The 25,387-nt window shown below is 34.1% G+C and carries 17 protein-coding genes and 3 pseudogenes; 11 read left to right on the top strand and 9 right to left on the bottom strand.

What is annotated here, in order from left to right:
* Positions 1 to 288: 288 nt before the first annotated feature.
* Entirely contained in the window at positions 289 to 1,437 is a 1,149-nt protein-coding gene (locus RE476_RS05275) for a glycosyltransferase family 4 protein (RefSeq protein ID WP_309309358.1), read from the bottom strand.
* Between the two features lie 348 nt (positions 1,438 to 1,785).
* On the opposite strand from RE476_RS05275, the gene RE476_RS05270 reads away from it, so the two are divergent.
* Positions 1,786 to 2,466, top strand: coding sequence for a WbqC family protein (locus RE476_RS05270; RefSeq protein ID WP_309309357.1), 681 nt, complete (start codon positions 1,786 to 1,788; stop codon positions 2,464 to 2,466).
* A gap of 200 nt (positions 2,467 to 2,666) precedes the next feature.
* Here the strand turns inward: RE476_RS05270 and RE476_RS05265 are convergent, their stop codons facing one another.
* Both RE476_RS05265 and RE476_RS05260 read right to left on the bottom strand, forming a co-directional pair.
* On the bottom strand, positions 2,667 to 3,659 hold the full coding sequence (locus RE476_RS05265; RefSeq protein WP_309309356.1) for a glycosyltransferase: 993 nt from the start codon (positions 3,657 to 3,659) through the stop codon (positions 2,667 to 2,669).
* A gap of 581 nt (positions 3,660 to 4,240) precedes the next feature.
* On the bottom strand, positions 4,241 to 5,644 hold the full coding sequence (locus RE476_RS05260; RefSeq protein ID WP_309309355.1) for a flippase: 1,404 nt from the start codon (positions 5,642 to 5,644) through the stop codon (positions 4,241 to 4,243).
* Positions 5,645 to 6,257: 613 nt separating this feature from the next.
* On the opposite strand from RE476_RS05260, the gene RE476_RS05255 reads away from it, so the two are divergent.
* From RE476_RS05255 to RE476_RS05245, 3 genes are all read left to right on the top strand, one after another.
* Positions 6,258 to 6,869 (top strand): PIG-L deacetylase family protein, encoded by a 612-nt coding sequence (locus RE476_RS05255; RefSeq protein ID WP_309309354.1) that lies wholly within the window; start codon positions 6,258 to 6,260, stop codon positions 6,867 to 6,869.
* Between the two features lie 131 nt (positions 6,870 to 7,000).
* The gene (locus RE476_RS05250; RefSeq protein ID WP_309309353.1) at positions 7,001 to 7,837 is read left to right on the top strand and encodes an ABC transporter permease; all 837 of its coding nucleotides are present in this window, start codon (positions 7,001 to 7,003) and stop codon (positions 7,835 to 7,837) included.
* Positions 7,838 to 9,139 (top strand): ABC transporter ATP-binding protein, encoded by a 1,302-nt coding sequence (locus tag RE476_RS05245; protein WP_309309352.1) that lies wholly within the window; start codon positions 7,838 to 7,840, stop codon positions 9,137 to 9,139. It abuts the gene before it with no gap.
* 29 nt (positions 9,140 to 9,168) lie between these two features.
* On the opposite strand, the pseudogene RE476_RS05240 reads toward RE476_RS05245, so the two are convergent.
* Positions 9,169 to 9,324, bottom strand: a pseudogene (locus RE476_RS05240) (IS5/IS1182 family transposase); the annotation flags it as partial.
* A gap of 201 nt (positions 9,325 to 9,525) precedes the next feature.
* On the opposite strand from RE476_RS05240, the pseudogene RE476_RS05235 reads away from it, so the two are divergent.
* Positions 9,526 to 10,647, top strand: a pseudogene (locus RE476_RS05235) (ISNCY family transposase).
* A 314-nt stretch (positions 10,648 to 10,961) separates the two neighbouring features.
* A complete protein-coding gene (locus tag RE476_RS05230; protein WP_309309351.1) occupies positions 10,962 to 11,501 on the top strand; it encodes a class I SAM-dependent methyltransferase in 540 nt (179 codons plus the stop codon).
* 156 nt (positions 11,502 to 11,657) lie between these two features.
* On the opposite strand, the gene RE476_RS05225 is transcribed toward RE476_RS05230, so the two are convergent.
* Complete coding sequence (locus tag RE476_RS05225; protein ID WP_309309350.1) at positions 11,658 to 12,908, bottom strand: glycosyltransferase family 4 protein; 1,251 nt, start codon at positions 12,906 to 12,908, stop codon at positions 11,658 to 11,660.
* A 491-nt stretch (positions 12,909 to 13,399) separates the two neighbouring features.
* On the opposite strand from RE476_RS05225, the gene RE476_RS05220 reads away from it, so the two are divergent.
* Positions 13,400 to 14,140, top strand: coding sequence for a glycosyltransferase family 2 protein (locus RE476_RS05220; RefSeq protein WP_309309349.1), 741 nt, complete (start codon positions 13,400 to 13,402; stop codon positions 14,138 to 14,140).
* Here the strand turns inward: RE476_RS05220 and RE476_RS05215 are convergent.
* Together RE476_RS05215 and RE476_RS05210 are read right to left on the bottom strand one after the other, a co-directional pair.
* A pseudogene (locus RE476_RS05215) lies at positions 14,118 to 14,472 on the bottom strand (transposase); the annotation flags it as partial. The gene RE476_RS05220 and the pseudogene RE476_RS05215 sit on opposite strands and share 23 nt — an antisense overlap.
* A gap of 92 nt (positions 14,473 to 14,564) precedes the next feature.
* Entirely contained in the window at positions 14,565 to 15,548 is a 984-nt protein-coding gene (locus RE476_RS05210) for a glycosyltransferase (RefSeq protein WP_309309348.1), read from the bottom strand.
* 307 nt (positions 15,549 to 15,855) lie between these two features.
* On the opposite strand from RE476_RS05210, the gene RE476_RS05205 reads away from it, so the two are divergent.
* Positions 15,856 to 20,427: a putative Ig domain-containing protein gene (locus RE476_RS05205; RefSeq protein ID WP_309309347.1), complete on the top strand. Its 4,572-nt coding sequence runs from the start codon at positions 15,856 to 15,858 to the stop codon at positions 20,425 to 20,427.
* Between the two features lie 354 nt (positions 20,428 to 20,781).
* On the opposite strand, the gene RE476_RS05200 is transcribed toward RE476_RS05205, so the two are convergent.
* Positions 20,782 to 21,675 carry an MraY family glycosyltransferase gene (locus tag RE476_RS05200; protein ID WP_309309346.1) on the bottom strand — a complete coding sequence of 298 codons (894 nt, stop codon included), beginning with the start codon at positions 21,673 to 21,675 and terminating at the stop codon, positions 20,782 to 20,784.
* A 420-nt stretch (positions 21,676 to 22,095) separates the two neighbouring features.
* Between RE476_RS05200 and RE476_RS05195 the strand changes: the two genes are divergently transcribed.
* The 3 genes from RE476_RS05195 to RE476_RS05185 all read left to right on the top strand — a co-directional run bounded on the left by RE476_RS05195 (position 22,096) and on the right by RE476_RS05185 (position 23,933).
* A complete protein-coding gene (locus RE476_RS05195; protein WP_309309345.1) occupies positions 22,096 to 22,254 on the top strand; it encodes a hypothetical protein in 159 nt (52 codons plus the stop codon).
* A gap of 122 nt (positions 22,255 to 22,376) precedes the next feature.
* Complete coding sequence (locus RE476_RS05190; RefSeq protein ID WP_309309344.1) at positions 22,377 to 23,276, top strand: NAD-dependent epimerase/dehydratase family protein; 900 nt, start codon at positions 22,377 to 22,379, stop codon at positions 23,274 to 23,276.
* A gap of 48 nt (positions 23,277 to 23,324) precedes the next feature.
* On the top strand, positions 23,325 to 23,933 hold the full coding sequence (locus tag RE476_RS05185; RefSeq protein ID WP_309309343.1) for a VanZ family protein: 609 nt from the start codon (positions 23,325 to 23,327) through the stop codon (positions 23,931 to 23,933).
* 19 nt (positions 23,934 to 23,952) lie between these two features.
* On the opposite strand, the gene RE476_RS05180 is transcribed toward RE476_RS05185, so the two are convergent.
* Positions 23,953 to 25,386 carry a nucleotide sugar dehydrogenase gene (locus RE476_RS05180; RefSeq protein WP_309309342.1) on the bottom strand — a complete coding sequence of 478 codons (1,434 nt, stop codon included), beginning with the start codon at positions 25,384 to 25,386 and terminating at the stop codon, positions 23,953 to 23,955.
* Between the last annotated feature and the right edge of the window lies 1 nt (position 25,387).

Genomic DNA, 25,387 nt, shown 5'->3' with positions numbered 1-25,387 from the left:
TCATTAAAGATAACCTGTTGAATTTGACAGTAACCACCTATTCCGTGAAAAATCAGGTAAAAAAGTGCATTTGCGCTAACTTTCATGCTATAAATAACTGATTTTAGATAAAAATGGATTAAATCATAGGGGATGCAGCGAAATTGTTTCAACTGTCAACTAGTTTTTCCTGACAAAAAAAGAAAATAAGGATAAAGGGAGGTCTTCTCTTTAGGAAAGAGTGAAAGAGTGAAACTGTAAAACTTGGGTTATAAAATAAAAGTCTAAATTCCTGTATGGTGTCTAGGATTAGTTCTTGTTTGTGTAATATTTATAAAGATTAATATGTCTATTTACACATTCATTAACGGAATAATTATCGTTTATGACTTTACTTCCTTCCTTTAGAACGGTGTCAGTTGGCAAATTTAATAATATATCAACAATAGAATTCCCCAACACCTCATGATTTTGTGGTATAATCTTAACAGTTTTGATTTTACCAAATAGTTCAGTTATTGCTCCAGAGTCGAAGGCTACAACTGAGATACCCATTGATATAGCTTCAGCAGCAACAAAACAAAATGATTCATCTGATAATGAAGGAATTGCAATGCATGAAGATATTGAATATATCTCTTCTGTTGAGTCTTTAAACCCTGTGAACATGATTTTTTCTTTTAAATTCAAGTTACTTGTGAGTTCTTCTAGTTTTTTTTTATAATCCCCATCTCCGACTATTAATAATTTAACATTTGGGATTTTTTCTATTATAATCGGTGCAGCTTTTATTAGGCATTGAACACCTTTGTCTATCCTTAAACCAGCAATACAGCTTACTATTATTTCTTCTGTCGTGGCATATTTTGTTTTAGCGCAAAATTGATTTTCTTCATATGAAAAACGACTAGTATCAATGCCGTTATAGATTACAATCAATTTATCTGATTTGATTCCATATTCTTTTAAATACTTTGATTTTATAACTTCAGATACACAAATAATGGAATCGATTGGATTATTAAATAATAAAAAATTACTGTAATGGTATATTTTTCTAATAAGTTTCTTACAATAATTATTCGTCGGGTTAATTCCCATATGGTCTGTATACAAAAAAGTAGTATTTTTTATATATTTTATAAAGTTGAGAATACTATAAGGTGGATAAAAATGGAAATGAATAATTTTTGGGTTATAATCCTTAACCAGGCGGAATAATTTAAAAAAATCAAAGATGCTGTGTTTTGAGGGGCTAAAGATAAGTATTTCTGAATTTGTTGATAAGAGGGCAGTATTGACTGATTTTATCGGATTTCCTCTAAAAACAATAACATGTTTAAATCCATTTACTTCTAAGCTTTTGGATAGTTCATATAAAAAACATTCGAATGATCCATATCTTAATGGATGTATGTCACAAATGGACAAAATAACATTGTTTGAGTTGTTGTGCATGATTATCATTAAGGTGTATGTTATATATAGCTCATCTGCAATTTGAAGTCTTTAATTTTGGTTCTATAAGATCCTCACTATAATGGTAATAATTAAAGCTCTCAAATATTTTATATTACTTTATAATATTGAGGGGATTCATCACATTTGTTGAGTGATATTGGTTAGATAGTTTCCAACAGAGTCCAATTTACAACCTTAAATCAAATAATTTATCTTAATCTAATATTTTAATTAACTGAGTGATCAAATTGTGGTGGGGAAATTATGCCCAAATTAGATAAGCTCGTTAATCTTGATTTTCTGCAGAGGTAAACCCATATATTAAAAGCGGTAAAATAGACATATATGATTGTAGGAATTCATCAGCCAAATTACCTCCCATACATTGGTTTTTTTGATAAGTTAAAAAAATCAGATATATTTATTCTTTATGACGATGCCCAGTTTAGTAAAGGTGATTTTCATCATCGAAACAAAATTCGAACTCCGAATGGTTCAAAGTGGCTGACTGTTCCTGTTGAAAAAAAATTGATATCTATAAATAAAATAAGAATTCGGAATGATCTTCTTATTGGAAATAATAAATGGAATATTAGCCATCTAGGGGACATTCAAAATAATTATTCAAAAGCACCATTCTATCAAAAATTCATAACAGAACTTGAAAACATATATAATGAAGATTATGATTTCTTAGTTGATTTAAATATGCGATTGATTCAGTTTCTTTCTGATTCATTTAATATAAAAACAAAAATTGTGTGCTCTAGCGAATTTGGGTTTAATTCGAAATCTACATCTAAAATATTAGACCTTGTAGATGCAGTAGGTGGGAATAAGTATTTATCAGGATCTTGTGGGAAGAATTACTTGGAAATTGAGCAGTTTGATAGGTGTGGAATTGAATTAATATTTCAAGATTTCAAGCATCCGATTTATGATCAGCAATATAATGGATTTATGCCTAACATGACATCTTTAGATGCTTTGCTGAATGCTGGTTTTATGGGTGATAAATATAAGTAAATATATTTAAAAATATAATTTAAATAAAAATTATAATTGCGTAGAGCTACATATTATTATGGCTCTGTAGAAATCATCAATGTTCTGTAGACTAATAATAAATAGTTAGTTGAAATGTACTGCATTACATTGATAAAATTTATTTACTAAATCTAGATTGTGTTGATTTAGATGGGTTTTCTATGGTCGATGTGTAGTAATTATAATAAGAGTGTTTTGTACTTGATATCACCTTTAAGTGTGTAATATAAACCAATTAAATCAATCAAAAAATAACGTGGGGATGACATAATTCTCAGGGGATATAATTTATAGTTCAAATCAGTTATTATTCTTCCCCAAAGATATAATACCAAAGTAAAAAACCCTGTCGCATAAAAATAAAAATCATTTAAACCAATTAATTTGCTTAAAGAATATGCTAGTAGAGTAAAAAGGATAAAAAAAGGATAGACATGAGATCTGATTCCAATAAAACCAAGGATTGACCTTTTTCGCATGAATGGATATTTTTTAAAAAGTAATGCTCTGGATGTATATTTTTTAAGACTTTTTAGATAAGATAAAAATGGAATATATTGAATATCATGATAAACTTTCACCTGATTATCAAAAACAATGATATTACCATCTAGCAGAACCCTATTACCTAAATCTGTATCTTCTCCCCAACACGGTACTGGGAAGCTACTGTCAAAACCACCTAGTTTATCAAGTATATCTTTTCGGTAAAAAATATTACACGATGCATAAAAATAGTTTTGTTCTGTGACATTTGAAGTCCTGGCATAATGAAACAATTTTTTTCGAAGCGGTATTTTGCTTGCCTGTAAAGTTGGTCCTTGTACACCACCAATATTTTTGTTCTCAAATTGCTTCACAGCTGCATATAACCAACAAGGAACTGCGACACAATCATCATCTATAAATCCAATTACTTTTCCTTTTGATAAAGGAATTCCAAGATTTCTTGCAACAGCAGGCCCACTATTTTTTTGGGTGATATACTTGATCTCTACATCCGAACGTGTTGAAATGTCATGAATCATATCTGCTGAATCATCGGTGGAACCGTCATCACAAACAATAATCTCATACTTGTCATGTGGATATTTTTGATTAATTAAAGATTGCAATGTCTTTTTTAATGAATCTTTTCTATTAAAAGTTGGCACGATAATTGAAACGTCCATCAATCCACCTTTCTATCTACTTTTTTATGCACAGTTTTAACAAATAATTCATGTTATCATTTTTTAAATTGATTAGCCAATACATGTTATTTGCTAGAGGTAACAGCTTATTATGCATGTACTTAATTAAAAGATGATAAAATTTGTGGTTCTCTTAGCTTCGTAAAAAATAGACTATATTTTTATTTTAATATGTCAATAAAAAAGCTCCGGTATCATTTGCTACCGACAGCAAGATGCTGGTACTTTGCTTTATAGGTGCTTAAGATTGTTGATACAATGCTAGATTCATCTGAAAACTCACACCTTTATGTATACAATTATAAATATTTTATTTGACAGCATCTCTCACTGATATAGTGATTCTAAGTCAATACTAATTGAAAATATACAGTAACATATTGAAAAAATATGTCATTTTGTTTGAATGATTTTCATTTTGAGGGTTTTTCTGCGGAGAATACTTTTGTCGCTATAAAATTCACATTCCATATGTTTTGAAATATCTTCTATGTAGGGAAAGTACGGGAGTTAGCAAATAGAGGCACTTTTTGCGCAACAATATTGTTTTTATGGTACTGTTATTTTAAAATACGATAGTCATCCATACTAATACACTTTGTTAGTACTATAGTTATCATATATATAGTAAATCCCATTAATATTTCACCTATCAAACTTAAATTAGTACTAATTAATATAATTGCCATAAAAATTGATGATAATACCAGTTTAATAATTTCAAAGTTTAGAGGTTGTATGTCAAGCATCTTATATATAAAATAAAAACCAAACAAATATAGAACAATTGCAGATACAAATGTTGCAATACCAGCTCCGACATAGCTGTATTTGGGTATAAATATCAAATTTAGCATTATATTTAAAATAATACATATAGATATTGACAAGTTGTTTAATTGTTGTTTATTTACGGAAACTATTATTGAAGTCTGGATGGAATTTAATGAATTAAAAATGATAGTTAAAGTTAATAATTGAAACACAAAAATCGAATTGCTGAAGTTTTCTGTATATATATATATGATTATTTTTTCTCCTAGTATGGTGCCACCAACTATTAACGGAAAAATAATCATAAATATATATTTTGTTCCTATCTTATATGTGCATTTCAATTTTTCAATGTTCGTATCGAATTGTTTTGCCATTATGGGCATTAATGTAGCAGATAATGCACTAGGTATAAATAGAACTGATTCTGTCAGCTTAAAAGCTGCAGAATAAAAACCAACAGCTATATCTTCTTTCATTATAGATAACATTAGGATATCAAAACGGTTGAATACAACTAATAATCCATATCCAAATACGAAAGGTAATGACTGCTTTATTAGATTCATGCAATATCTTGGTTCAAATTGCAGCTTATAATGTAACATTCTTTTTGAGTAAATGAATGATATAAATGTTCTAAGCATCTCTGAAAAAACATATGCTAAAAATATATCACTTAATCCCCATTTGTTTTGAACAGCATAATATATTAGTATTCCAAGAACAAGTTTTGAACAAATTTGTGAAATTGCTGAAAATTGCATTTTCAATTGGGATTGAAAAAAAGATTCAATTAAATAACTAATTCCTTGGAATAAGAGGATGCCAGACAATAGTTGTACATAGTATATTGTATCCGGTGGATAATTCAAGATATGTATTCCTGCAACAGCCAGAAAAATTGATGCTGATGAAGTGAGAATTCGAATTAATATAGAATTGCTCATCATTTTTTCAGCAGTAGTTGTGTTTTTTGCAATATTTTTTATTACAACTGGATCAAGACCAAATCCTGCTATAAATCCAAACATCATCAAGTATGTTATCACAAACGTATATTTTCCAAAATCAGAAGCTCCTAGGTATCGTGCTAAGTAAATTGTTATTATAATGGCGATTATTTTAGTTGTAACATTGCTGAATACAATAAAAAATGTATTTTTTGCTATATGGTACGCAGTTTTCATAAAAGTACAACCAGTATTGATATGGTTTGATTCTACAACTAGGACTCATTTCAGGATAGTTATTATGTTTTCAGGATTTCATCTTCTTATTTGGGGAGTCAACAGTAATAAAAGTGTTCTTATTTTTGTTTGGAATTGATGGATAATATAAAATTAGCTTCGATAACAGTAGTATTTCATGGTATAAAGTTTTCTTCATAAATATTCTAAATAATTATATTGTTTACTATTTATTTTTTACTTATGTAAGAATCAGTAATTTATGCCACTACAAAAGTGAATAGAGATTGGAGTATTCTACTGTCTAGTCTTTTTCGGATATCAAAGTCCATCTCTGTAGAGATTATCATTTAAACAATAAAATAATATTGGTAGGTATTTTTAGCCTATATTTATAATTAAAATAAGACGATTATAAAATAAAAATAAGACTATTATAAAATAAAAATGAAATCAATATCTATCTGTTCGAAGTAAATTGAATGTAATAAACCTTATATTTGTGAATATTAAGGATTTATTACACCATCATATTTATAATGTATTTTCACTTTACTCACTCTAAACAGAGTAATTTACTGATGTGCTCTTTTGAATTTATAGGTGGTATTGAATGAAAAAAAACATATTGGCTATTGGTGCTCATCCTGATGATATTGAGTTAGGTTGTGGTGGTGCTCTTTGTTCTCATGCTCAAGAGAACGATAGTGTTTTTTGTCTCATAGGTTCAAATGGTGGAAAAAGTGGAAATGAAGCTGTTAGACAGAAAGAAGCTTTGGAATCAATGGATATTATTGGTGTTAAGGATGTTTATTTTTTGAATTTGCCAGATACAATGATTAAACACGACGGAATTACTGTAAGCTTATTAGATCAATATGTCAATCAATTAAATCCAGACATAATTTATGTACATTCTCCTAAAGATTATCACCAAGATCATGCTGCAATGTCATTGTCTGCTCTTTCTGCATCAAGGCAGATGAAAAATAGTGTTTTTTTCTACGAGTCTCCTTCAACAACTATAGAGTTCAGACCGACAGCTTATAAGGATATTACGGGTGTATTTGAACAAAAACTAAAGTGCATTGAAGTATTTTCATCACAAAAAGAAAAAAGTTATATGGAAAAACTTTCGATAATGGGTTTAGCTAGGAGTAGAGGCAGTGTCATTGGTGTTGACTACGCTGAAGCATTTGAAGTTGCTAGACTATTTAATTGGTAGCTTTTTATACATTTCTGTGTGATTATGCCTACATATAATTAGATATTTATATATAATATAGGAATATATTTATCGTGGAATATTATAAGTGAATACTAAACTGTCTACGGGGAAGTATAAATGTGTTTACCATGACTGAAACTACAACTAATTACGAACTTGTAATCCGCCCAAAATACGGGTTTTTGGATCTGAACTGGAAGGAACTGGTAGAGTACAGAGAGCTTTTATTCTTCCTTGCTTTAAGGGAAATTAAGATAAAGTATAAACAGACTATCATGGGTGCATCATGGGCAGTTCTACAACCTCTTTTTTCGATGATTGTTTTTACGCTGATCTTTGGTGGGCTAGCGCAGATGCCGTCTGAAGGAATTCCTTATCCATTATTCTCGTATTCCGGTCTTATTCTCTGGACTTATTTTTCAACTTCACTATCTGCTTCAAGCCTTAGTCTTGTTGGTAGTGGTGGTCTTCTCTCAAAGGTCTACATACCACGAATATTTATACCAACCGCTCCTGTTCTTGCATCGCTTGTTGACTATGTGATTGCTACAAGTATCATTGCACTGATGATGCTATACTACCAAATTGTTCCGAATAGTAAAATAATCCTGTTACCTTTCATAGTATTAATTACAATTCTACTTTCATCAGGAATGGGGTACTGGCTTTCATCTATTTGCATTAAATATAGGGATGTAAAGTTCATACTCTCATTTTTCATCCAGATGCTTTTATTTTTATCACCAGTTATTTACCCTGTTGATGTAGTAGGTGAGAAATTCCAATGGTTACTTTACTTGAACCCTATGACAGGATTAATAAATGCTCATAGGGCATGCCTGCTTGGTCATGTTCCTGTAGATTTTGTTGGACTTGCAATTTCAACTGTGTTAACAATCATTATTTTTGTGAGTGGTATACTCTATCTCAAACGTACAGAAAAATACTTTGCGGATTTGATTTAAATGGTAGCGTCAAGCAAAAAAGAACCCATAATAGAGGTTAAAGGCCTTTCTAAGCAGTATTCTATTGGAATGGACAAGACATACAAGACGCTTTCAGACAGTTTAACCTGTGCAGTGAGACATCCATTAATGACGTTAAAGAACAGTTTCCGAACAAATAATGCTTTCTGGGCTCTCAAGGATGTAAATTTCGAAGTTGAAAGGGGAGACGTTGTTGGTATTATTGGTAGGAATGGTGCTGGCAAGAGTACTCTCCTCAAGGTTCTTTCGCGGATTACCTACCCTACAGAAGGTGAGATAAAGATGCGAGGTCGTGTAGGAAGTCTTCTTGAAGTAGGTACTGGTTTTCATCCTGAACTTACGGGCAGAGAAAATATTTATTTTAATGGTTCCATTCTTGGTATGAAAAAGAAGGAAATTGATGAAAAGTTTGATGAGATTGTCAAGTTTTCAGGCGTTGAGAAATTTCTAGATACCCCTGTTAAGCGCTATTCCAGTGGCATGAATGTGCGTCTTGGTTTCTCTGTGGCAGCTCATCTAGATCCTGAGATACTCATTGTCGATGAAGTACTTGCCGTTGGAGATGCAGCGTTTCAGAAGAAGTGTCTGGGTAAAATGGAAGAGGTAGCTGAGGGTGGGAGAACCGTGCTATTTGTAAGTCACAACATGGGGGCTGTAAATAACCTTTGCAGCAAAGCAATATGGCTACAATCGGGATTAATTAGACAAATAGGGGATACACATGATATCGTTACAAAATATATAAATGAGGGGAATGAAGGCGAAGGGTTTAAAGTTTGGGATTGTCTAAACAATAGTCCAGGCGACGACACTATAAAATTAATCCATGTAGCTATAAAAAATGAGTTTGATAAAATAATTTCATGCACTGATATATCCAGTTCATTTGTTATTGAAATTAAATATGTTTTATTAAAAAAGGCTACGACAACAAAAATTGGAGTTACGTTATTTGCAGATGATGGAACCTGTGTTTTCACTTCTAATGATATTGACTTCTTAGATTCCTCAAATAAAGAATCAGAAGGAATCTATATTACGCAGTGTTTCATTCCTGGAAATTTATTGAACAATGGGTTTTATTATGTAAGAATTTCTTCAACAATTCCTATGAAAAAAGTTCATTTTGCAGAAGATAACATCTTAAAACTTGAAATCGAAGCATTAAATGGAGTAGGCACACATAATCCAGAACCAAGGCGTGGAGTTATTAGGCCACTTCTAAACTGGTCGATAAAAAAGATAGGTGGGTATATGGAAAATCCATGTGAAAATCTCTAATATCGATTTTATAGAAAACAATTTCCATATTATTTGAAGCTATTAAGGCTCTGTAGAATCCTCATATGAACAATAAGTGCAACCTTGACATGCCTATCAAGGTTATGCACTAATAGTTTGAATTTAACTTCTTTTAGTTGATTCCAGTATTTCTTTGCCCAAATTTCTTCTCCATATTTTCTTTTTGGCTATACTTGATTACATTGACTCATATTGAGGCAAAATACCCTATTTTATTTTCTGATCAATGATTATGAGTCCATCAAATTAGAATTTTGATTTAAAAAGTTACCTCTTTTTTCCATAAGATTCGGCTTCCCCTCCCCCCCCAAAAAAAGCTATCTGCTCTGCCAATATATTTATATAGCCTAAATTAGGGCAGTCTCATGGAGGATATTTATACTGTGTATAAGGGAGTCCTCTTCGAGGACTCCATTCGAAACGATTGCGATAAGGAAAATGTGCTAGTTTGCTGATTGTTACATTTTCTTAACATTGAAGACATCGCACAGCATGTTGAAAATAACCATTATTCCAATAAAGACTGGCATTTTAAGTATCGTATTTCTTCTATGATAAAACTCACCATTGTAAAATGTTTCAGAAAACTTTCGTTTGACAAAACCATCTCATCACTCACCGATGAAGAAGCTCTGCTTCTTCGTTTTGTTGATGCAGATGGAAATATTTCGTTACCAACAGGTGCAACACTTCACCATTTTGTGAAATACGGATTAGGGGAGGATGGATTCCAGAAAATTATGGAAAAAATAGCAGGAAGGATATTGAAGCTCACACAATTTAGAAATCTGAATACAGATTCTACACCTTTTGAAGCTTCAAGATACGATAGACACAGCGATTATAATCCACATTATGAATCCACATTATGGATGTAAAAAGGATAAAGCACACATCACATTGATTGGAACTTATCCTTTGTATATGACATACACAAAGGGATTAGCCCATGATTCCTCTCTAATAAAATCGCATATCGAATTCTTGAAAGATTTGAATATTGAAGTTGATTCATATGCGTTAGATGGTGCTTATGATTCATTTACTAATTATGCAGATATATGGAATTATTTGAATGTAAATCCTACAATATCGCTTCCTTCTGATGCTATTGTCAGTGCAGAAGGAAAAATGAAACGAATTGATCATTGGATAACAAAATGTGGAAAAATGGAGGAGATCCCCACTTTCCACTAAACAGAAAATTGAAATTCCTTTACAATCATGGAAGAGAAAAACAAGTGGGTATGTATCTGAGAAATCAGGGTATGAATGATGCAGAATTACAGAAGAAGAAAGATACAAGACAAAATTGTGAAAGATTACATAAACACTTGAAACACATTCTCAAATTTGATGTCCGATTGATCAGAAAAGAAAGCAGACAACTGTATGTTACGCTGAACTTTGTGGTGTACCAGTTGATGTTGCTTGCCAATTTGCAGAATAATGTTAGAAATCCAAATTCGTTTGCGAATTATATTTGAGGAAAAATGCTTATCAAATTAGAATGAGGGAAATTATGAGCTAATTTGATGATCTCGATTATATAACAGAAATAAAATCAACAATTTTATTAGCAATCAGAGTAAATGTAGTATGTATATTTAGGAATGTAATTAATATTCAACTGATATGATGCATAAAGTAGTCTAATGAGGCGTTACTATTGAATAAGATACATAAGCGTTTAGCCTTTAATTATCGTAAGAAATTAGAGGACATATATTCATTGCAAATACTTTCCCCACTTACTGATAATTATGTACCTTGGTCCAGTTCTTCAATGAGACCCAGTGCGGTGACAACTATACTAAATGAAATTATAATAAATGGCAGGAAAGAAATAGTTGAGTTCGGCAGTGGCATTTCCACTATATATATAGCAAAATTACTAAAAGAACACGGAGGAAGACTGAATTCATTTGAACACGATGAGAATTGGGTTCATATTATAACAAAATTATTGAAGGAAAACAATTTAAACAAGTCTGTTTCAGTAAATTTTGCTCCCCTTAGCAAGTCAAAGTTTTGTTTGGACAATTGTAAATGGTATGATGAAAATATAGTGCGTTCAAAAATAATAACCCCTGTAGATTTGATAATTGTTGATGGTCCACCAGCATATTTGAATGATTTAGCTTTGAGCAGATACCCTGCAATTCCCTGTATTCATAGCAAACTCTCGGATGATTACTGTATCATTCTAGATGACATTGACCGTTCAGGTGAAGAACAAATTATTGGAATGTGGGAAACAGAATTAGGAATACAATTTTTCAAGAGTTATGTAAAAGGTGGAATTGCAATTGGACGATCAAAGTCAGCGTTCAACATTTGAGGTAACAAATTAAAAGTTAACTATCCATAATTTTAAGTAAACAAAGTAATCCGATTAAGTTATTATAAAATATATGTTTCGATGCACTAAATGTTTTCTTAAATAATAAGTCCTTATGAGGATGTCCAATATACGTAAACATATACAGAGCATATTTCAGTTATGTAATTTTTCAGACAGTATTTCACAGTACAAGTTGATATACTTATTTGCTATCGATTCCATAGTATAATTATTTTCAACTCTGTTTCTTGCTTGTAAGGATAGAGGTTTTTCGTGATTCTCAAAAATCCAGTCTATTCCTTTAGCTAAATCTGAAGAATCAAAGGGTTTTGCCAGATAACCTGTTACTTTATGCTCAACAATATCTTTTGGACCCGTGGCATCAAAAGCGACTACCGGTGTACCACAGGCCATAGATTCAATCAATGTCTTCCCAAATGCTTCTTGGGTTGATGGAGCTACAAAAACATCTGCACAAGAATAAGCTAACCTTAAAGATATGCTGTCATTTAGATAACCTAGTGTTTTGTAGTTGATACCAAGACTATTAAGCTTCATAGTATTTACATTACCAAAGAAGATGAACAAATAATCATTATGTAAATGAGGAATTGAATCTTGGAATTTCTTAAAACCTTTATATTCATCATGTATGTTTGTTGCACCGACAAGGACAATTTTTTTGTATTTATCCAAACCAAGGGCTTCTCTTGCTATCTTTTTATCCACTGCATAAAAAATCTGAGTGTCAATTGCGTTAGAAATGACTTCAATATTAAAATCATTAAATAAATAACTTTTTTTGGCACATTTTGCCAACCAATTGCTTATTGCAACAAGATATAAATTCTTCGGATAATATCTTTTTTTATATAGTGTAAGTATATATGACAAGTCTTTTTTATGGTGACTTTTTAATAGAGGGCAATAACCACATCCGTTTTCATAACTTTTACATTCTAATGAATAGTGACAACCCCCAGTCATTGGCCACATGTCTCGCATAGTCCAAACAATTGGTTTGTCAATCTTGCTTAGTGCTTTAATTTTAACCATACCATTATTAATCCAATGTAAATGGATTATATCTGCCCATTGGTAAGCATCTAGTTTTCTAATATCATATCCACTTATTCCCGTACTGAAAATAAACTTTTCACGGTTTCGATATAGTTTTGTTGGGAAAATATCCATTTTGTGTCTTAGTGATTTCAATCTCTTTCCAATATTGGTTTGATTTATAGCTTCAATAGTAGAATCATTTTCATCATTTCCATAGTAATATTGAACAACCATCCTTGAGTCAATGCCTTTCATCAACAGACCTTTATGAAGCCAATATGCGCCTTTTGCTGCTCCTTCTGTTAAATCCCCAGCTACTACGTGAAGAACTTTAATATGCATAGTTTCCTCTTATTTATAAATATTTGTTATGTGGTGTTGCAATATAATTTTTGGTTTTAAAGACATATAATTGATTGTAATTTTATTAAACCTATTGGTTAGTGAGAACACAAATATCCAGCAGCACCATTGGGGGATTCAGATACATGATAATCAAAAACAGCAAATTACTTGAAAAAATATTGGATGAAGCAGAAAATATGGTTCGAAAATATAGCGTACGTCCATATAGCAAATTGGAAAGCAAGTTTCCTCCATACTTTAAATAATCTAATTAAATTTAAGACATTGCATTATACAAAGATGGTCTTTTGGAACAGAACGAAAGGGAAATTGCAATGGATTACATTGTATGACCAGCTTATTTATTTACCATAACCGTTCTACTTTTAATATGATTTGTTAAAATTAATATTCTATTTCAATGATAATTAGGTATTAACAGTTTAATTAAAAAATCATTTAGAGATTATTATTTCAAAAGGTGCTATATGAATCCAAAAGTTTCTGTTATTACAGTTTGTTATAATGCCGAAGAATTTATTGAACGTGCTATCAATAGCGTTTTGAATCAAACATATAAAAATATAGAATACCTTATTATTGATGGTGCTTCAAAAGATAATACAATCGACATCGTCAACAAGTATAAATCTAAAATCGCATTCTTTTTAAGTGAGCCTGATAAAGGTATTTATGATGCTATGAATAAAGGGATTAATGCCTCATCTGGGGAAATACTTTATTTTCTGAATTCAGATGATCAATTTTATGACTATAATGTTATAGAGAATGTTGTTAGATTTTTTCATAGAAATGTAGCAGCAGAAATCGTTTATGGGTCTATAATCAGAGTGGATCCTGATACAAACGAAGCATTTGTTAAATCTCATAATAGAGTGGAAAAATCATTTTTTATAGACAATGCAATATGTCAACAGGGAATATTTTTCACTAAAAAAAGTTTTGATAAGGTAGGCTTGTTTGATGATACTTATAAGATAGCTGGAGATTATGAATGGGAATTAAGAGCTTTTTACAAATATTATCTCACTACATGCTATTATCCACAAGTAATTGCCATTTATAGAGAAGGTGGTATTAGTAGTTTGGATCAAACCTTCAAATTATTGCAAGAAGAACGGAACAAAGCAGTAATTGAACATTTTAATAAGGTAGAACTATATATATATTGGCTTACTAAAAAACTTATAAAAAAATTGGCTTTGTAGAAATCCTCATTTGAACAATAAATATAACCTTGACATACCTGTCAAGGTTATGAACTAGCAGCTTGAATTTAACCTCTTTAACTTGATTCCAATACTTTTTTGATCTAATTTCTTCCCCATACTTTTTTTCAGAACAGAGAACATCGTTTCAACCAGGTTTCTGTTATGATAAAATTCTTTGTCAAATTTCCATTCCATTTTTCTACGATGCTTACTTTTGATCTTCTTCCTTTTCTCTGTCTTAGGGGGATCATAGCTATTGCCTCTAGAGCATCTTTTGTTAGTAAATGTATACTCTCAGAATCGTAACCATTGTCCATTACGTAGTACTTTTATCTGTGAGTTTTATGGTATTGCTTCAACAATTTCGTAGTATTACAAAAGAACTCTGGCAGTAGATTTCTCAGTCATCATTTGCTGAGATTTAGTACATCATGAAATATTTGTATTTGATGCTTCCCTTTGTTGAATAGTATAATTTCATTAAATCTACAATGTATACAACCGGAAATTTTAACAAACGTTTTGGATATTTTTGTACTTTTTGATCAAAAAAAACATATTGAAATGAATAAAGCAAGAGTGTCATACCTACTATTAAATAAGCGTAATGTGCAGAATAAATCAAAGACAAGATTGCTATAAAAGATGATACTATGTATAGTGGTCTCATGCTTTGCATCCGTTTATGTATGTATTTGCCCTTTCCAATATGATTTGGATGTTTACTATGCATCATAACCCAATATTCAATGACTTTTAGTCTTGAAATATAATCTTTAATTGAAAGGCATAGAATCTTATGGTTAACTTTTAATGATGGGCAGAATAAAATCTCACCAACATTTTCAACACGCCAGCCTAATTCAATATCTTCAAGATATCTTTGAGTTACATCAAAACAACCAACATCAAGCAATACATCTTTTTTATAAAATACGTTAGGAGTTACATAAGAACCATCATCATTTTCGACACTGACTTCTCTTGAGATCCGATATCGACTTTTGCAATTGCCTATTGTCGTAACTTTGCCATATAATCCAGAAATATCCTTTGTAGACATATCAAAAACATCCACTGCTTTTTTAACCCAGTCATTTGAAACAATACAGTCATCATCAGTAAACCCTATTAGTTTTCCTGATGCATTCTCTATTCCTACATTTCTTGCATTCGCAGGCCCTTTAGTAATACTGTTTGCGTGTATGTATCTGATATTGTTATCTTTTTCTTGAATCAATTGATTAACTAATTTGTATGTTTCGTCTGTTGTACTATCATCACTAATAATAATTTCATACTTTTCATGAGGGTATGTCTGGTTACATAAAGATTCAATTGTATCACTTATTGAATTAGCACGATTGAAAGTAGGCACTACAATGGTTACTTCAATTTTATTCATGTATCAAAAATGATTTATTACTCTTTAAAGGTTTGTCTTTGCGTTTATGTTTGATTTATACTGTTTAAAATAATTATATAAACGTGATACTTAAATACTTATTATGGTTATGATATTTATTATTAAAATATTGTATTTTTCATTGTCATCTGAAATTCAATACGCATTTCCAACCATATGGAAATAACCTCCTCATCTTATTTAATGTTGAACTTAAGAAGTGTCGAAATCAGTGTTCATGAAATTTGTTTTTATGGCCTTGTTGTATATATTTGTGTACATATTTTGCTCTGTATATACGGTTAATATGAAATACAAGGAAAAAGTTAAGATGACCTGGATGAAAATTACTTGTACACTTATCGTTATTTTATTTTTTGCAACCATTGCTGGTGCAGAGAACTTAGAAATAACTCCTATAGATGATGCATTTATTGACTCTTTGTCTCCATCTTCGAATTATGGAACATATCCTTATCTTAGTTCAATATCTACATCAGAGCGTAGCGTAGATTCATACCTTACATTTTATGTTCCAGAGTTCACAGAAAGCGCAACTGTTAATCTATACTTGGAATCTGGATATGTCACTGACAAAGCACGCATTGCAAGGGTATCAACAGACTGGAGCGAAGATACAATTACATATGATAGCAACAGACCTATCAGCGACGGGTGGGGAAGTACGACTATTGATTTTGCAATGCCAGTAAAAGAAGACTGGATATCTTTCAATGTTAGTTCTGTTGTAAATGAACCTGGTTACTATTCTTTTATGATTCATCCTGCTTATGCTAACTATCTTAAATTTAGTTCTACAGATTCAGCTGAAAATCATCCCTATATGTCTATAACTCCGCAAGATCCTGATGTTGACATTGGTTATAATAGCAAAACAGGCGAATCATATTCTTTCATTGTCGATGAAGGCGAAGAAATATCTTTTTCAATCATGCTTTCAGATGCAATGAATATTTCTAAATATACTTGGTATGTAAACAAAGAAGATCAAGCAGTAGATTCAAATGATTTTAAATTTGTTGTGCCATCAGGGAATATTTCAAATCCCCCATCTTGTATATGGGAAATAAGGGTTGTAGGTACATATGTAAATAATACTGAAGTAATCAGAGAATGGCTAACATCAAGCCTAACAGAAGACCAAGCTCCTGATTTTATTGAATATTTTTCCGATAGAAATAACTATTGGAGAACAGGATATATAGGAGATCCTTGGGGTCGAAAAATTCCTCAATATGATGCAGAAGACAATTTTATAGCAACTGGTGTATACACTGGAAGTGATTCAAGTCTGAGCGATATGCTAACGTGTAAACTTGATATCACGTACGGAACTTATAAATTTAAAATACGAAATCCTGGTGTTCTGGACAGTGCATATTTCAAAGTTACCGATAAGGCTGGATATAATTGGAATATAGATTGGACGGCAAATGAGTTCCATGATTATTTTTCCATAGTTTCAAATGCATATATTCCAATATCAAGAAGATGGCTTGGTCAAGCACCAGGTGTGCATTGGTGGAAATCTGATGGTGAACACTGGCGTGAAATAACAATAATAAAAACACCAGATGGGTGGTATAGTGTATGGGAAAATGGTAATTTGCTACCATATGCATATGCTAACTTCGATGAAGCATTAGGTGATGCCACAAAATTAACATTAGTAGCAAACGATGTTTTGGAAATGGATTGTATTGAGATTTATGAGAATCGTTATATTTATCCTGAAACTGCTATTAAATACGGAACATATGCAAAATGGTGGAAAAGGTCAAACCCTTCAACCGGTTTCTATTCGCCAGTTGACGATGAAGGAATAATAGTATTTGGTAAAAACTTAACTCTTCAGCAGATTTCAGAAACAATCGACAATTCTAATTTAATTACGTATGACGCTGATAATAGAATAGCAATCTTAAAGACCAATCTTTCAATAACAGAAGGTAGTGAACTAAATATAAACAATGAGAAATTAATTGTCGACACCTCATCTAGTTCTCTAAGTATAAATCCAAAAACTGCTGTTAAATTGAATATAACAAATTCAATTATTACTGCAACTGATTATCCAATGATATGGAACTTTGCAAGTTCAATATCTGAAAATATATATAATCCAGAAGATGCTAGATACTTAAGTGACACCGGTTCTAATGAAAGATATAATCCAACTTATGATTTCCGTGGACATTTCATAGTTGAAAATTCAATAATCGATAACACTTGTAATCTCTTTCTTGATGCACCATATGAAGTATCGATAAGAAATGTCATATTTAGTAATCATAGTTCCATAGATTATGGTGATTATACCTTAGTGGGTGGATACGAGAATATTAACCAAAAGAAAAGACAATCATATGGTGAAAAAGGACTGTGGATTGTACCGAGAATAGATTTAACTAACTATATAATCGAAAATATTACTTTTATAGATCCGCAAGATTCAGTAAATCTAAAGGTAATAGGTGGGGAATGGATACAAAATGCAACAACAATTAAGGATAGTGATCTTTCAAACATAGATATAATTGCAATGAAAGCATTGAAATATGAATATTATGTCACATACAATGACAAAAATGAAAGGTCTACACTTGCATTGCTAAACTGTATATATGACGAGGGGAAACTTGTTATAGGTGGTCATAAAAGGCTTGATGGAACTTATGATTATGATGAAGCATCAATATTAACTAAATATTATGCAACAATTAAGGTGGTAGATAGCAATTCAAATCCCATTTCGGGGGCAATTATATCTGCAACATCATCGAATCCGTTATTTCCGGCTGAAAGTCAATATGAGTATAGAACCTATATTTCTGATGCAAAAGGGCCAGGACAGGGTGGTGTCACAAACTATGATTCAAGTTCATCGCATAGCACAACGTATACAGGTGGATCCCACACTAGATGGTATAATGCACTTGGACTAGATTTTGCTACAACTGATCTTAATGGACATACGTCTCTGCCCACTTCATCTAAGTTGACCAATTCTATAGTACTGACAGACTTTGCCTTAACCAGTGACAATGGAGTTCTGAAAAAGGAATCTCTTACATATGATTTCAATGTTAATGTGTTAGGTTATCCTGACCTAATGCTTTCTGATATTTCACCGGATGCAAGCTGGTATCGTGAAGATTCAAATATTCCAACTTACACTATCACAGCTGTCATTCCTGACAACACAACAGGTCCACATATAACAGGTTTTGCTCCATCTGAAGATAACCCCTCCAATCTTAGTGTAACCAAAACATTCAGAGTCTGGGCTGACGAAGATCTTATTGTAATGAACTGGTATGTTGATGGAGAGCTTGTAGCTTCCAATTCCATGACGTACGATTGGGTTCCCGAAGATGGTGATCATTCCATTATATTCCAAGGTTCGAATTCAGTGGGTTCAGTTATACAGGTATGGGATCTAGTGGATGAAACTGAATCTCCTGTTTCCTCAGGTACAGGCCTCTCATTCACCCCCTCTGCAACCTCACTAACAGCAACCAAAAGCGAATCCACAACATTCACCGTAGACTCTGGTCAGGAATTCACCAGCGTTCTCTGGTACCTTGATGGCGGCCTTGTGGAAAGCGGCACAACAACCTATGTCGAAAACTGGAATACAGCAGGTACACATACGGTCAGGTTCGATGGTACTGCTGCTGCAGGAACTATCTCAAGGACATGGACTGTAATCGTATCGGAACCACAATATTCCACAATAACTATATCTCCATCCGTAAGCACTGTAGCACCAGGTGAATCATTCAGCCTTGACGTGTACATAGATCCAGTACAATCTCTCACAGGTTCACAGTTCGATCTTCACTATAGCCAGCTTGCAAGTGTCTCTTCAGTGAACGAGGGTGATCTGTTCTCACCAGATATATTTGCTACAACCTTTGAGTATGATAGCATTGATAATACATTTGGAATTCTAAGCCAGGTGTACTCTGCAATAGTGGGTTCAGGTACAGTTTCACAAGCAGGTGTCATGGCCACAATGGACATGATCGCAGGCAGTGACTCAGGTATCCTTGAACTTGAATTATCCAATGTTATCTTAAGTGATGCTAGCTCAAATCCTGCAGCATACACTGCGTCCTATGCTACGGTTCTGGTCGATACTGCTCCTGAGTTCACATCCATTTCTGCAAAGTCTGTGGATGAGGGCCAGAGCCTCAGTTTCACAGTGGGCGCAACAGATGCTGATGGGGATGACCTCACATATACAGCCACCTCACTTCCTTCAGGTGCATCCTTTGATGTAGCCACAGCCACATTCAGCTGGACCCCTTCGGAAGGGGATGCAGGAAGCTATGAAGCAGTTTTCGAAGTCACAGATGGTTATCTCACAGACACAGTTAGTGTGAGTATCGCAGTAAGTCAGCTGAACCACGTTCCTATGATAAGCCTCTTTGAACCTGCAGACAATTCAGTCTTCGAGGAAGGCTCCACTGTCAATGTGAACGTGGTTGCAACCGATGAGGATGGGCAGAGTCTTAGTTATGTCATAAAGATCGATGATTCACAGGTCAGCATAGCTTCAAGCTATGCATGGAACCTTGACTATGAATCTGCAGGAACTCACACCATTGAGGTAATAGTAAGTGATGATATTGACGAAATAAGCTCTTCAAGCACCGTGACCGTCACCGACCTGCAGCCAAGATGGGATGTCAATGAGGATGGTATCGTAAACGTACTTGATATAACTCTCATAGGTCAGAACTACGGTCAAAGCTACACCGGCGACCTGCCTCGTTGGGACGTGAATCAGGACGGTATTGTGAACATCCAGGATCTGTCAATAGTAGCAGGCCACTTCGGTGAAACTGTATAATTAGGAAGCATATGGCTCCTTCTGCGAGGGGCTTAATTCATTTTTTGTGTTTTCATTCGGATTAATTCCCAAAATTAGATATCTATAACTTTTTTCCTTTTTTTAGACATGAAAGCATAAACGGTTCATGAATTAGAACTGATGCATCTACCCGCCGCAGGCGGCACATTGCACAAATATTAATAGAAATACTACGCTAAGCAATCAGCTACATAAACCAAAAGGCATTTGTTTTTCCTTAATCCGTAGTTCTAAAAAAGATAAGTAATGAACGGATTTAATAGCACACACATGTATGTGGTTCACCATTCTACATTACTCACTCATACTTCAAAAAAGTAAAGGAAAAGAGTCTCATATCCTTCCAGGCAACAATACCCCCAACAAACAGAAGAATCCTGTTAAAGCATACATTGCCCATGTTGCCTGTCTCTCTGTAACCCTGCGATAGTAAGGCAGTATCCATTTAAGTGTAAGTGCATTAGGTACTTCCAGAGTGCCGTCTTCTCTTTCTTTCCCGAATTTCGCAACAGGGAACTTCATAACTCTCCAGTAGACATACATCAGGAAATTAACTGTGTGTGGGATCAGCATGATGAAACCACTGATTATGAATCCCTGTATAACTATCATGGTTCCTATTGCAGCTCCTATGGTAAGCGAGCCGATATTGCCCCAGAATATGTTTGAGGGGTACCTGTCATACATGTAGTAACCAAAGGTCGCTCCGGTTATGCTCACAACTGCAAAGATGTTGTCAACATCTCCTATGAGGACTGATTTTACAATGAGTGCTATAAGGACTATTACCGAAAGTCCCGAGGAAAGGCCATTAAAACCTGAATGCATGTTCACAAGATTGGAGGCTACCAAGACGTAAGTAGGTACTATGAACTGAAGGTAAAGGATACCTAATTCAATATCACCTACATTTGGTAGTGTGAATGCAGTATGGGTTGCATATTGTATCAAAGGATAGGAGCAGTAGTACATAAGAAGAAGCTTTGTCACCCTGCCTATGTCTATCATATCGTCAAGTATGCCAAACAGCCCGAACATGGCTATCACTATCAGGGCAACATAGTTTGTTGTTGCGAACTTGAAGAACAGCGTGTTCAATGAGAAACATACCATTGCAACCAGAAGAATGGCAATGCCACCTCTTTCCGGGATCATGGTCACTTCTCTTTTATAGTAGTCCCTGGCAATGATACCTTTTTCTGTCAGTTTTTTGATGAAATATGGCATTGAAATAAAAGTAACTATAAATGGCGCCAAAAAGGTACTTGCAAGAACTAAGGCCACTAATGTAGATGGTGATTCAAGATCCAACATAATTTAAATCCTTTGTTATTTATTAAATAATCTTCTTAAAAATCTATTCACTCAATGCTTTAATATTATATATGAATTTACCGCTAACAAACCAGTGTTTTCATTATTTGTCTTTCTGATTATTTTGCTATATGTTTGCTATTTCATATTCTAATATTTCCTCCATAGGGTCCTATTATTTTCTAATTATCATTATGAGTATCATTTATTGCATCGGACATAAATTTATATAGTATGGTTCAACTAAATAAAGTTGACAATTGGGTTATTGTCACTATATGTTAATTAGTGCTCTGCTATCTATATTATATTGGGCACGCGTAGGTGGTACGAATGAAATTATTAGAGAAAAAATGCGCAATGTGTGGTAGTCCTATATATGTTTATGAGAACTGTGCCCGTGAAGAGATGTTCTGCACTCTTCACTGCATGGAACGCGCAACATTTGTGACTACTTCCAGGACATCAGGTCCGGTCAGAACTGTTTGTTAAGTTCTGATTTCTTATTTTTATTTTTTATATTGAGTATATATTATTTATATATAGTTCCCTAGTATATTACATTTTTTCAGTACAGGGTAATTTTATTATACTTAGTTTACAATCATAAAAACATGAAAACGGTTCTTATTACCGGTGGTATCGGTCAGGTTGGCAGCTATCTTGTTGACAAGATGCAAGATGACTATGATGTTACGGTCCTTGACAACCTTTCCTCTGGCAAAGAGCCTGAATTACCAAATCATGTACATTTCGTAAAAGAGGATGTCAGATCCCCTATAGCAAAAGAATTAGCTGGTAAACATGATATTATAATTCATACGGCAGCTCAGATCAGCGTTGCAAAGTCTATGAATGATCCAGTATTTGATGCTGACAATAATGTATTCGGAACTCTCAATCTTCTTGAAGGTGCACGTGCCGGTAACTTGGAGAGATTCATTTACATAAGTTCAGCTGCAATTTATGGCAATCCCGAATATCTTCCGATAGATGAGAACCATCCTCAGAATCCAATGTCACCTTATGGTGCCAGCAAGTTCTGTGGTGAAAAGTATTGCAGCATGTATTATAATGCATATGGTTTGCCAACTGTCTGCATAAGACCATTTAACATATACAGTCCAAGACAGGATCCTTCCAATCCCTATTCCGGTGTCATATCCAAATTTATAGGCCGTGTAAGGGATGATATGCCTCCGATTATCTTCGGGGACGGTTCCAATACCAGGGATTTCGTTTCTGCCCACGATGTCGTCAACATGATTATGTTGCTGGCCAATGGACAAGGGGACAACGGTGAGGTCTACAATGTAGGTACAGGCAGGGTCACACGCATAGACGAGCTTGCACAGATTGTCCTTGATATCTTCGGTAAGGACATGGATATAGAGTTTAGAGACCCAATGCCTGGTGACATAAAGGACAGCTACTCTGACATTTCAAAGGCACAAAATATAGGATTTGAACCGAAGGTTGACCTTTACAAAGGCCTTGAAGAGATCATAGGTTGAAGACCGGATAGATATTTCAACTTTTACCAGCATTATATAATCAAGAATATGAAAAACTTCAAAAAAAATAAATATATTGCTTATCTGGTACTTTACGCTCAATATTTTTTACAATTCTTACTTGATATTGTTTCTCATATACAGAAATTTGATTATAAAAGGAATAAAAAGAACATTCTCATTGCCCTGACAATACTATACGCAGGATTCATATTCTACCTTTCATCCCAGTCTAACTTGAGCGTGCCATCCTCTATGTTCAAGATACCACTCATGTATCAGCTGGCAGATATCTTGAAGAATATGGGTTTAGTTTCTATTATTGATATTGCAGAATATGCGTATACTAATATGGACAAAGTAGCCCACATGTTCCTCTATTTTGGTCTTGGTGTGTTGCTACATCTCACCTTCAGGAACTCCGAAAACATTGTATTGAAAAGGTATGCAGCCATCTTTGCCGTACTGCTTGGCATAATCTACGGTATCACAGATGAATTTCATCAGTCATTCGTACCAGGCCGTACTTCCAGTATACACGATCTGCTTGCTGACGGGATTGGAGTGACCATCGCACAGATCATCTTCGTGATACTTATTCTTATAAATCTTCAAAGAAAAAAGAGTAAGGATGATTGGGAAGAACCCAATCATTGATATGTTTGTTTTTATTTAATCAGTTAATTATCTCATGGCCATTCTTATCGCCACGGCCTATTCCCTTGTAGATAAAACCAGCATTGATGAACATATCAGGATCAATAACATTTCTGCCGTCAATGATCACAGTATTTTCCATGCCGGTCATTTTCTTAATGTCATCTGGCTTGAGGTTAAAGTACTCTTTGTGTCCTGTGAATATTACGACCGCATCAGCACCTTCAATAACCTCGTCTATATTCTTATGAATCTCTACCTCAGGATAGTTTAACACATGTGGATCGTGAACAAGCAGATTAGCACCTGTTTCGACAACCATATCCCTATAAGGTTCTGAAGGGGGGTTACGTGCATCATCTGAATCGTTGATGAAGGCCCATCCCAGCATAGCGATCTTTGAACTATTGATATCCTTTCCAACTCTCTTAAGTGCAGCAACTGTCAGGTTGTACATATGCACTGGCATGAAATCATTGACCCTGCGTGCAAGGACATAGATAGATTCTGCATCCTGTGGATAATCAAGGGCCTCGCTTCCCAGTTTAACGCCGCGTTCAAGGTGATATGTATCCTTGGTCAGACAATGACCTCCAACACCTGCACCTGGCCAGAGAATTGCCCTGGTGATTCCTTCACCCTTGAGGCTGTCAATTCCGGCTCTGACGTCATAGACATTGATACCCATGGACTCACAGTAGAGTGCAAGCTGGTTTGCAGCTGCTATCTGCAGGTCCCTGAAGGTGTTCTCAGCAGTCTTTGTTACTTCGGCTGCAGTAGCGCTCATGGGTATGACCTTGCCCTTTGTAAGCACGGGGCTGTAAAGCTCCACTGCCCTGTCAGTACTTGGCTGGTCAATACCACCAACAATGCGGTCATGTTCCTGTATATTGCGGAGTAGCCTGCCTACCATTACTCTTTCAGGAGCGTGTGCCAGTGCGAAATCCTCTCCTGCTTTCAGGCCAGATTCCTCTTCAAGTATCTCCTTTGCCATGGTTTCTGTGGTTCCGGGTGTTATCGTGGATTCCAGTACAACAAGCATTCCTGGTCGCAGATATCTCCCTACATTGCGGATACCTTCTTTAAGCGCACCAAAGTCCGGTTCAAGTGCCTTTGAGTCTGCAAAAGGTGTCTGTATGGCCAGTGTGATGGCGTCAACTTCGGATATCCTTGAAAAATCAGGTGTACATTCAAACTTACCCGCATCAACTACCTTTTTCAGCAGGTCTTCAAGGCCTGGCTCTTCACCCTTAAGTGGACTCTCGCCACGGTTGAGCATGTCTATTTTGTAACCTGAAGAAGGTGAATCCCTCTGGAATCCCAGTACAAGGTCGAATTTATCCGAATCAGCAAACAGTACTGCAGCAGGGATGCCCACATATCCCATGCCAATAACACCTATCTTTTTGATGGGGCCTTTCTCTTTTAGTATGTCCTCAAGTTTTTGACTCATG

Source organism: Methanolobus mangrovi (assembly GCF_031312535.1).
GTDB classification, from domain to species: Archaea; Halobacteriota; Methanosarcinia; order Methanosarcinales; family Methanosarcinaceae; genus Methanolobus; species Methanolobus mangrovi.
This window is presented reverse-complemented; position numbering and strand designations above follow the sequence as displayed.

Bases quoted from the DNA above. Each gene is read 5' to 3' on its own strand.
- RE476_RS05195 (WP_309309345.1), top strand. From the start codon at position 22,096: ATGAAATTATTAGAGAAAAAATGCGCAATGTGTGGTAGTCCTATATAT.
- RE476_RS05275 (WP_309309358.1), bottom strand. From the start codon at position 1,437: ATGCACAACAACTCAAACAATGTTATTTTGTCCATTTGTGACATACAT.
- RE476_RS05225 (WP_309309350.1), bottom strand. From the start codon at position 12,908: ATGCATATTAAAGTTCTTCACGTAGTAGCTGGGGATTTAACAGAAGGA.
- RE476_RS05205 (WP_309309347.1), top strand. From the start codon at position 15,856: ATGAAATACAAGGAAAAAGTTAAGATGACCTGGATGAAAATTACTTGT.
- RE476_RS05245 (WP_309309352.1), top strand. From the start codon at position 7,838: ATGGTAGCGTCAAGCAAAAAAGAACCCATAATAGAGGTTAAAGGCCTT.
- RE476_RS05255 (WP_309309354.1), top strand. From the start codon at position 6,258: ATGAAAAAAAACATATTGGCTATTGGTGCTCATCCTGATGATATTGAG.
- RE476_RS05210 (WP_309309348.1), bottom strand. From the start codon at position 15,548: ATGAATAAAATTGAAGTAACCATTGTAGTGCCTACTTTCAATCGTGCT.
- RE476_RS05250 (WP_309309353.1), top strand. From the start codon at position 7,001: ATGACTGAAACTACAACTAATTACGAACTTGTAATCCGCCCAAAATAC.
- RE476_RS05265 (WP_309309356.1), bottom strand. From the start codon at position 3,659: ATGGACGTTTCAATTATCGTGCCAACTTTTAATAGAAAAGATTCATTA.
- RE476_RS05200 (WP_309309346.1), bottom strand. From the start codon at position 21,675: ATGCCATATTTCATCAAAAAACTGACAGAAAAAGGTATCATTGCCAGG.
- RE476_RS05185 (WP_309309343.1), top strand. From the start codon at position 23,325: ATGAAAAACTTCAAAAAAAATAAATATATTGCTTATCTGGTACTTTAC.
- RE476_RS05190 (WP_309309344.1), top strand. From the start codon at position 22,377: ATGAAAACGGTTCTTATTACCGGTGGTATCGGTCAGGTTGGCAGCTAT.
- RE476_RS05180 (WP_309309342.1), bottom strand. From the start codon at position 25,386: ATGAGTCAAAAACTTGAGGACATACTAAAAGAGAAAGGCCCCATCAAA.
- RE476_RS05260 (WP_309309355.1), bottom strand. From the start codon at position 5,644: ATGAAAACTGCGTACCATATAGCAAAAAATACATTTTTTATTGTATTC.
- RE476_RS05270 (WP_309309357.1), top strand. From the start codon at position 1,786: ATGATTGTAGGAATTCATCAGCCAAATTACCTCCCATACATTGGTTTT.
- RE476_RS05220 (WP_309309349.1), top strand. From the start codon at position 13,400: ATGAATCCAAAAGTTTCTGTTATTACAGTTTGTTATAATGCCGAAGAA.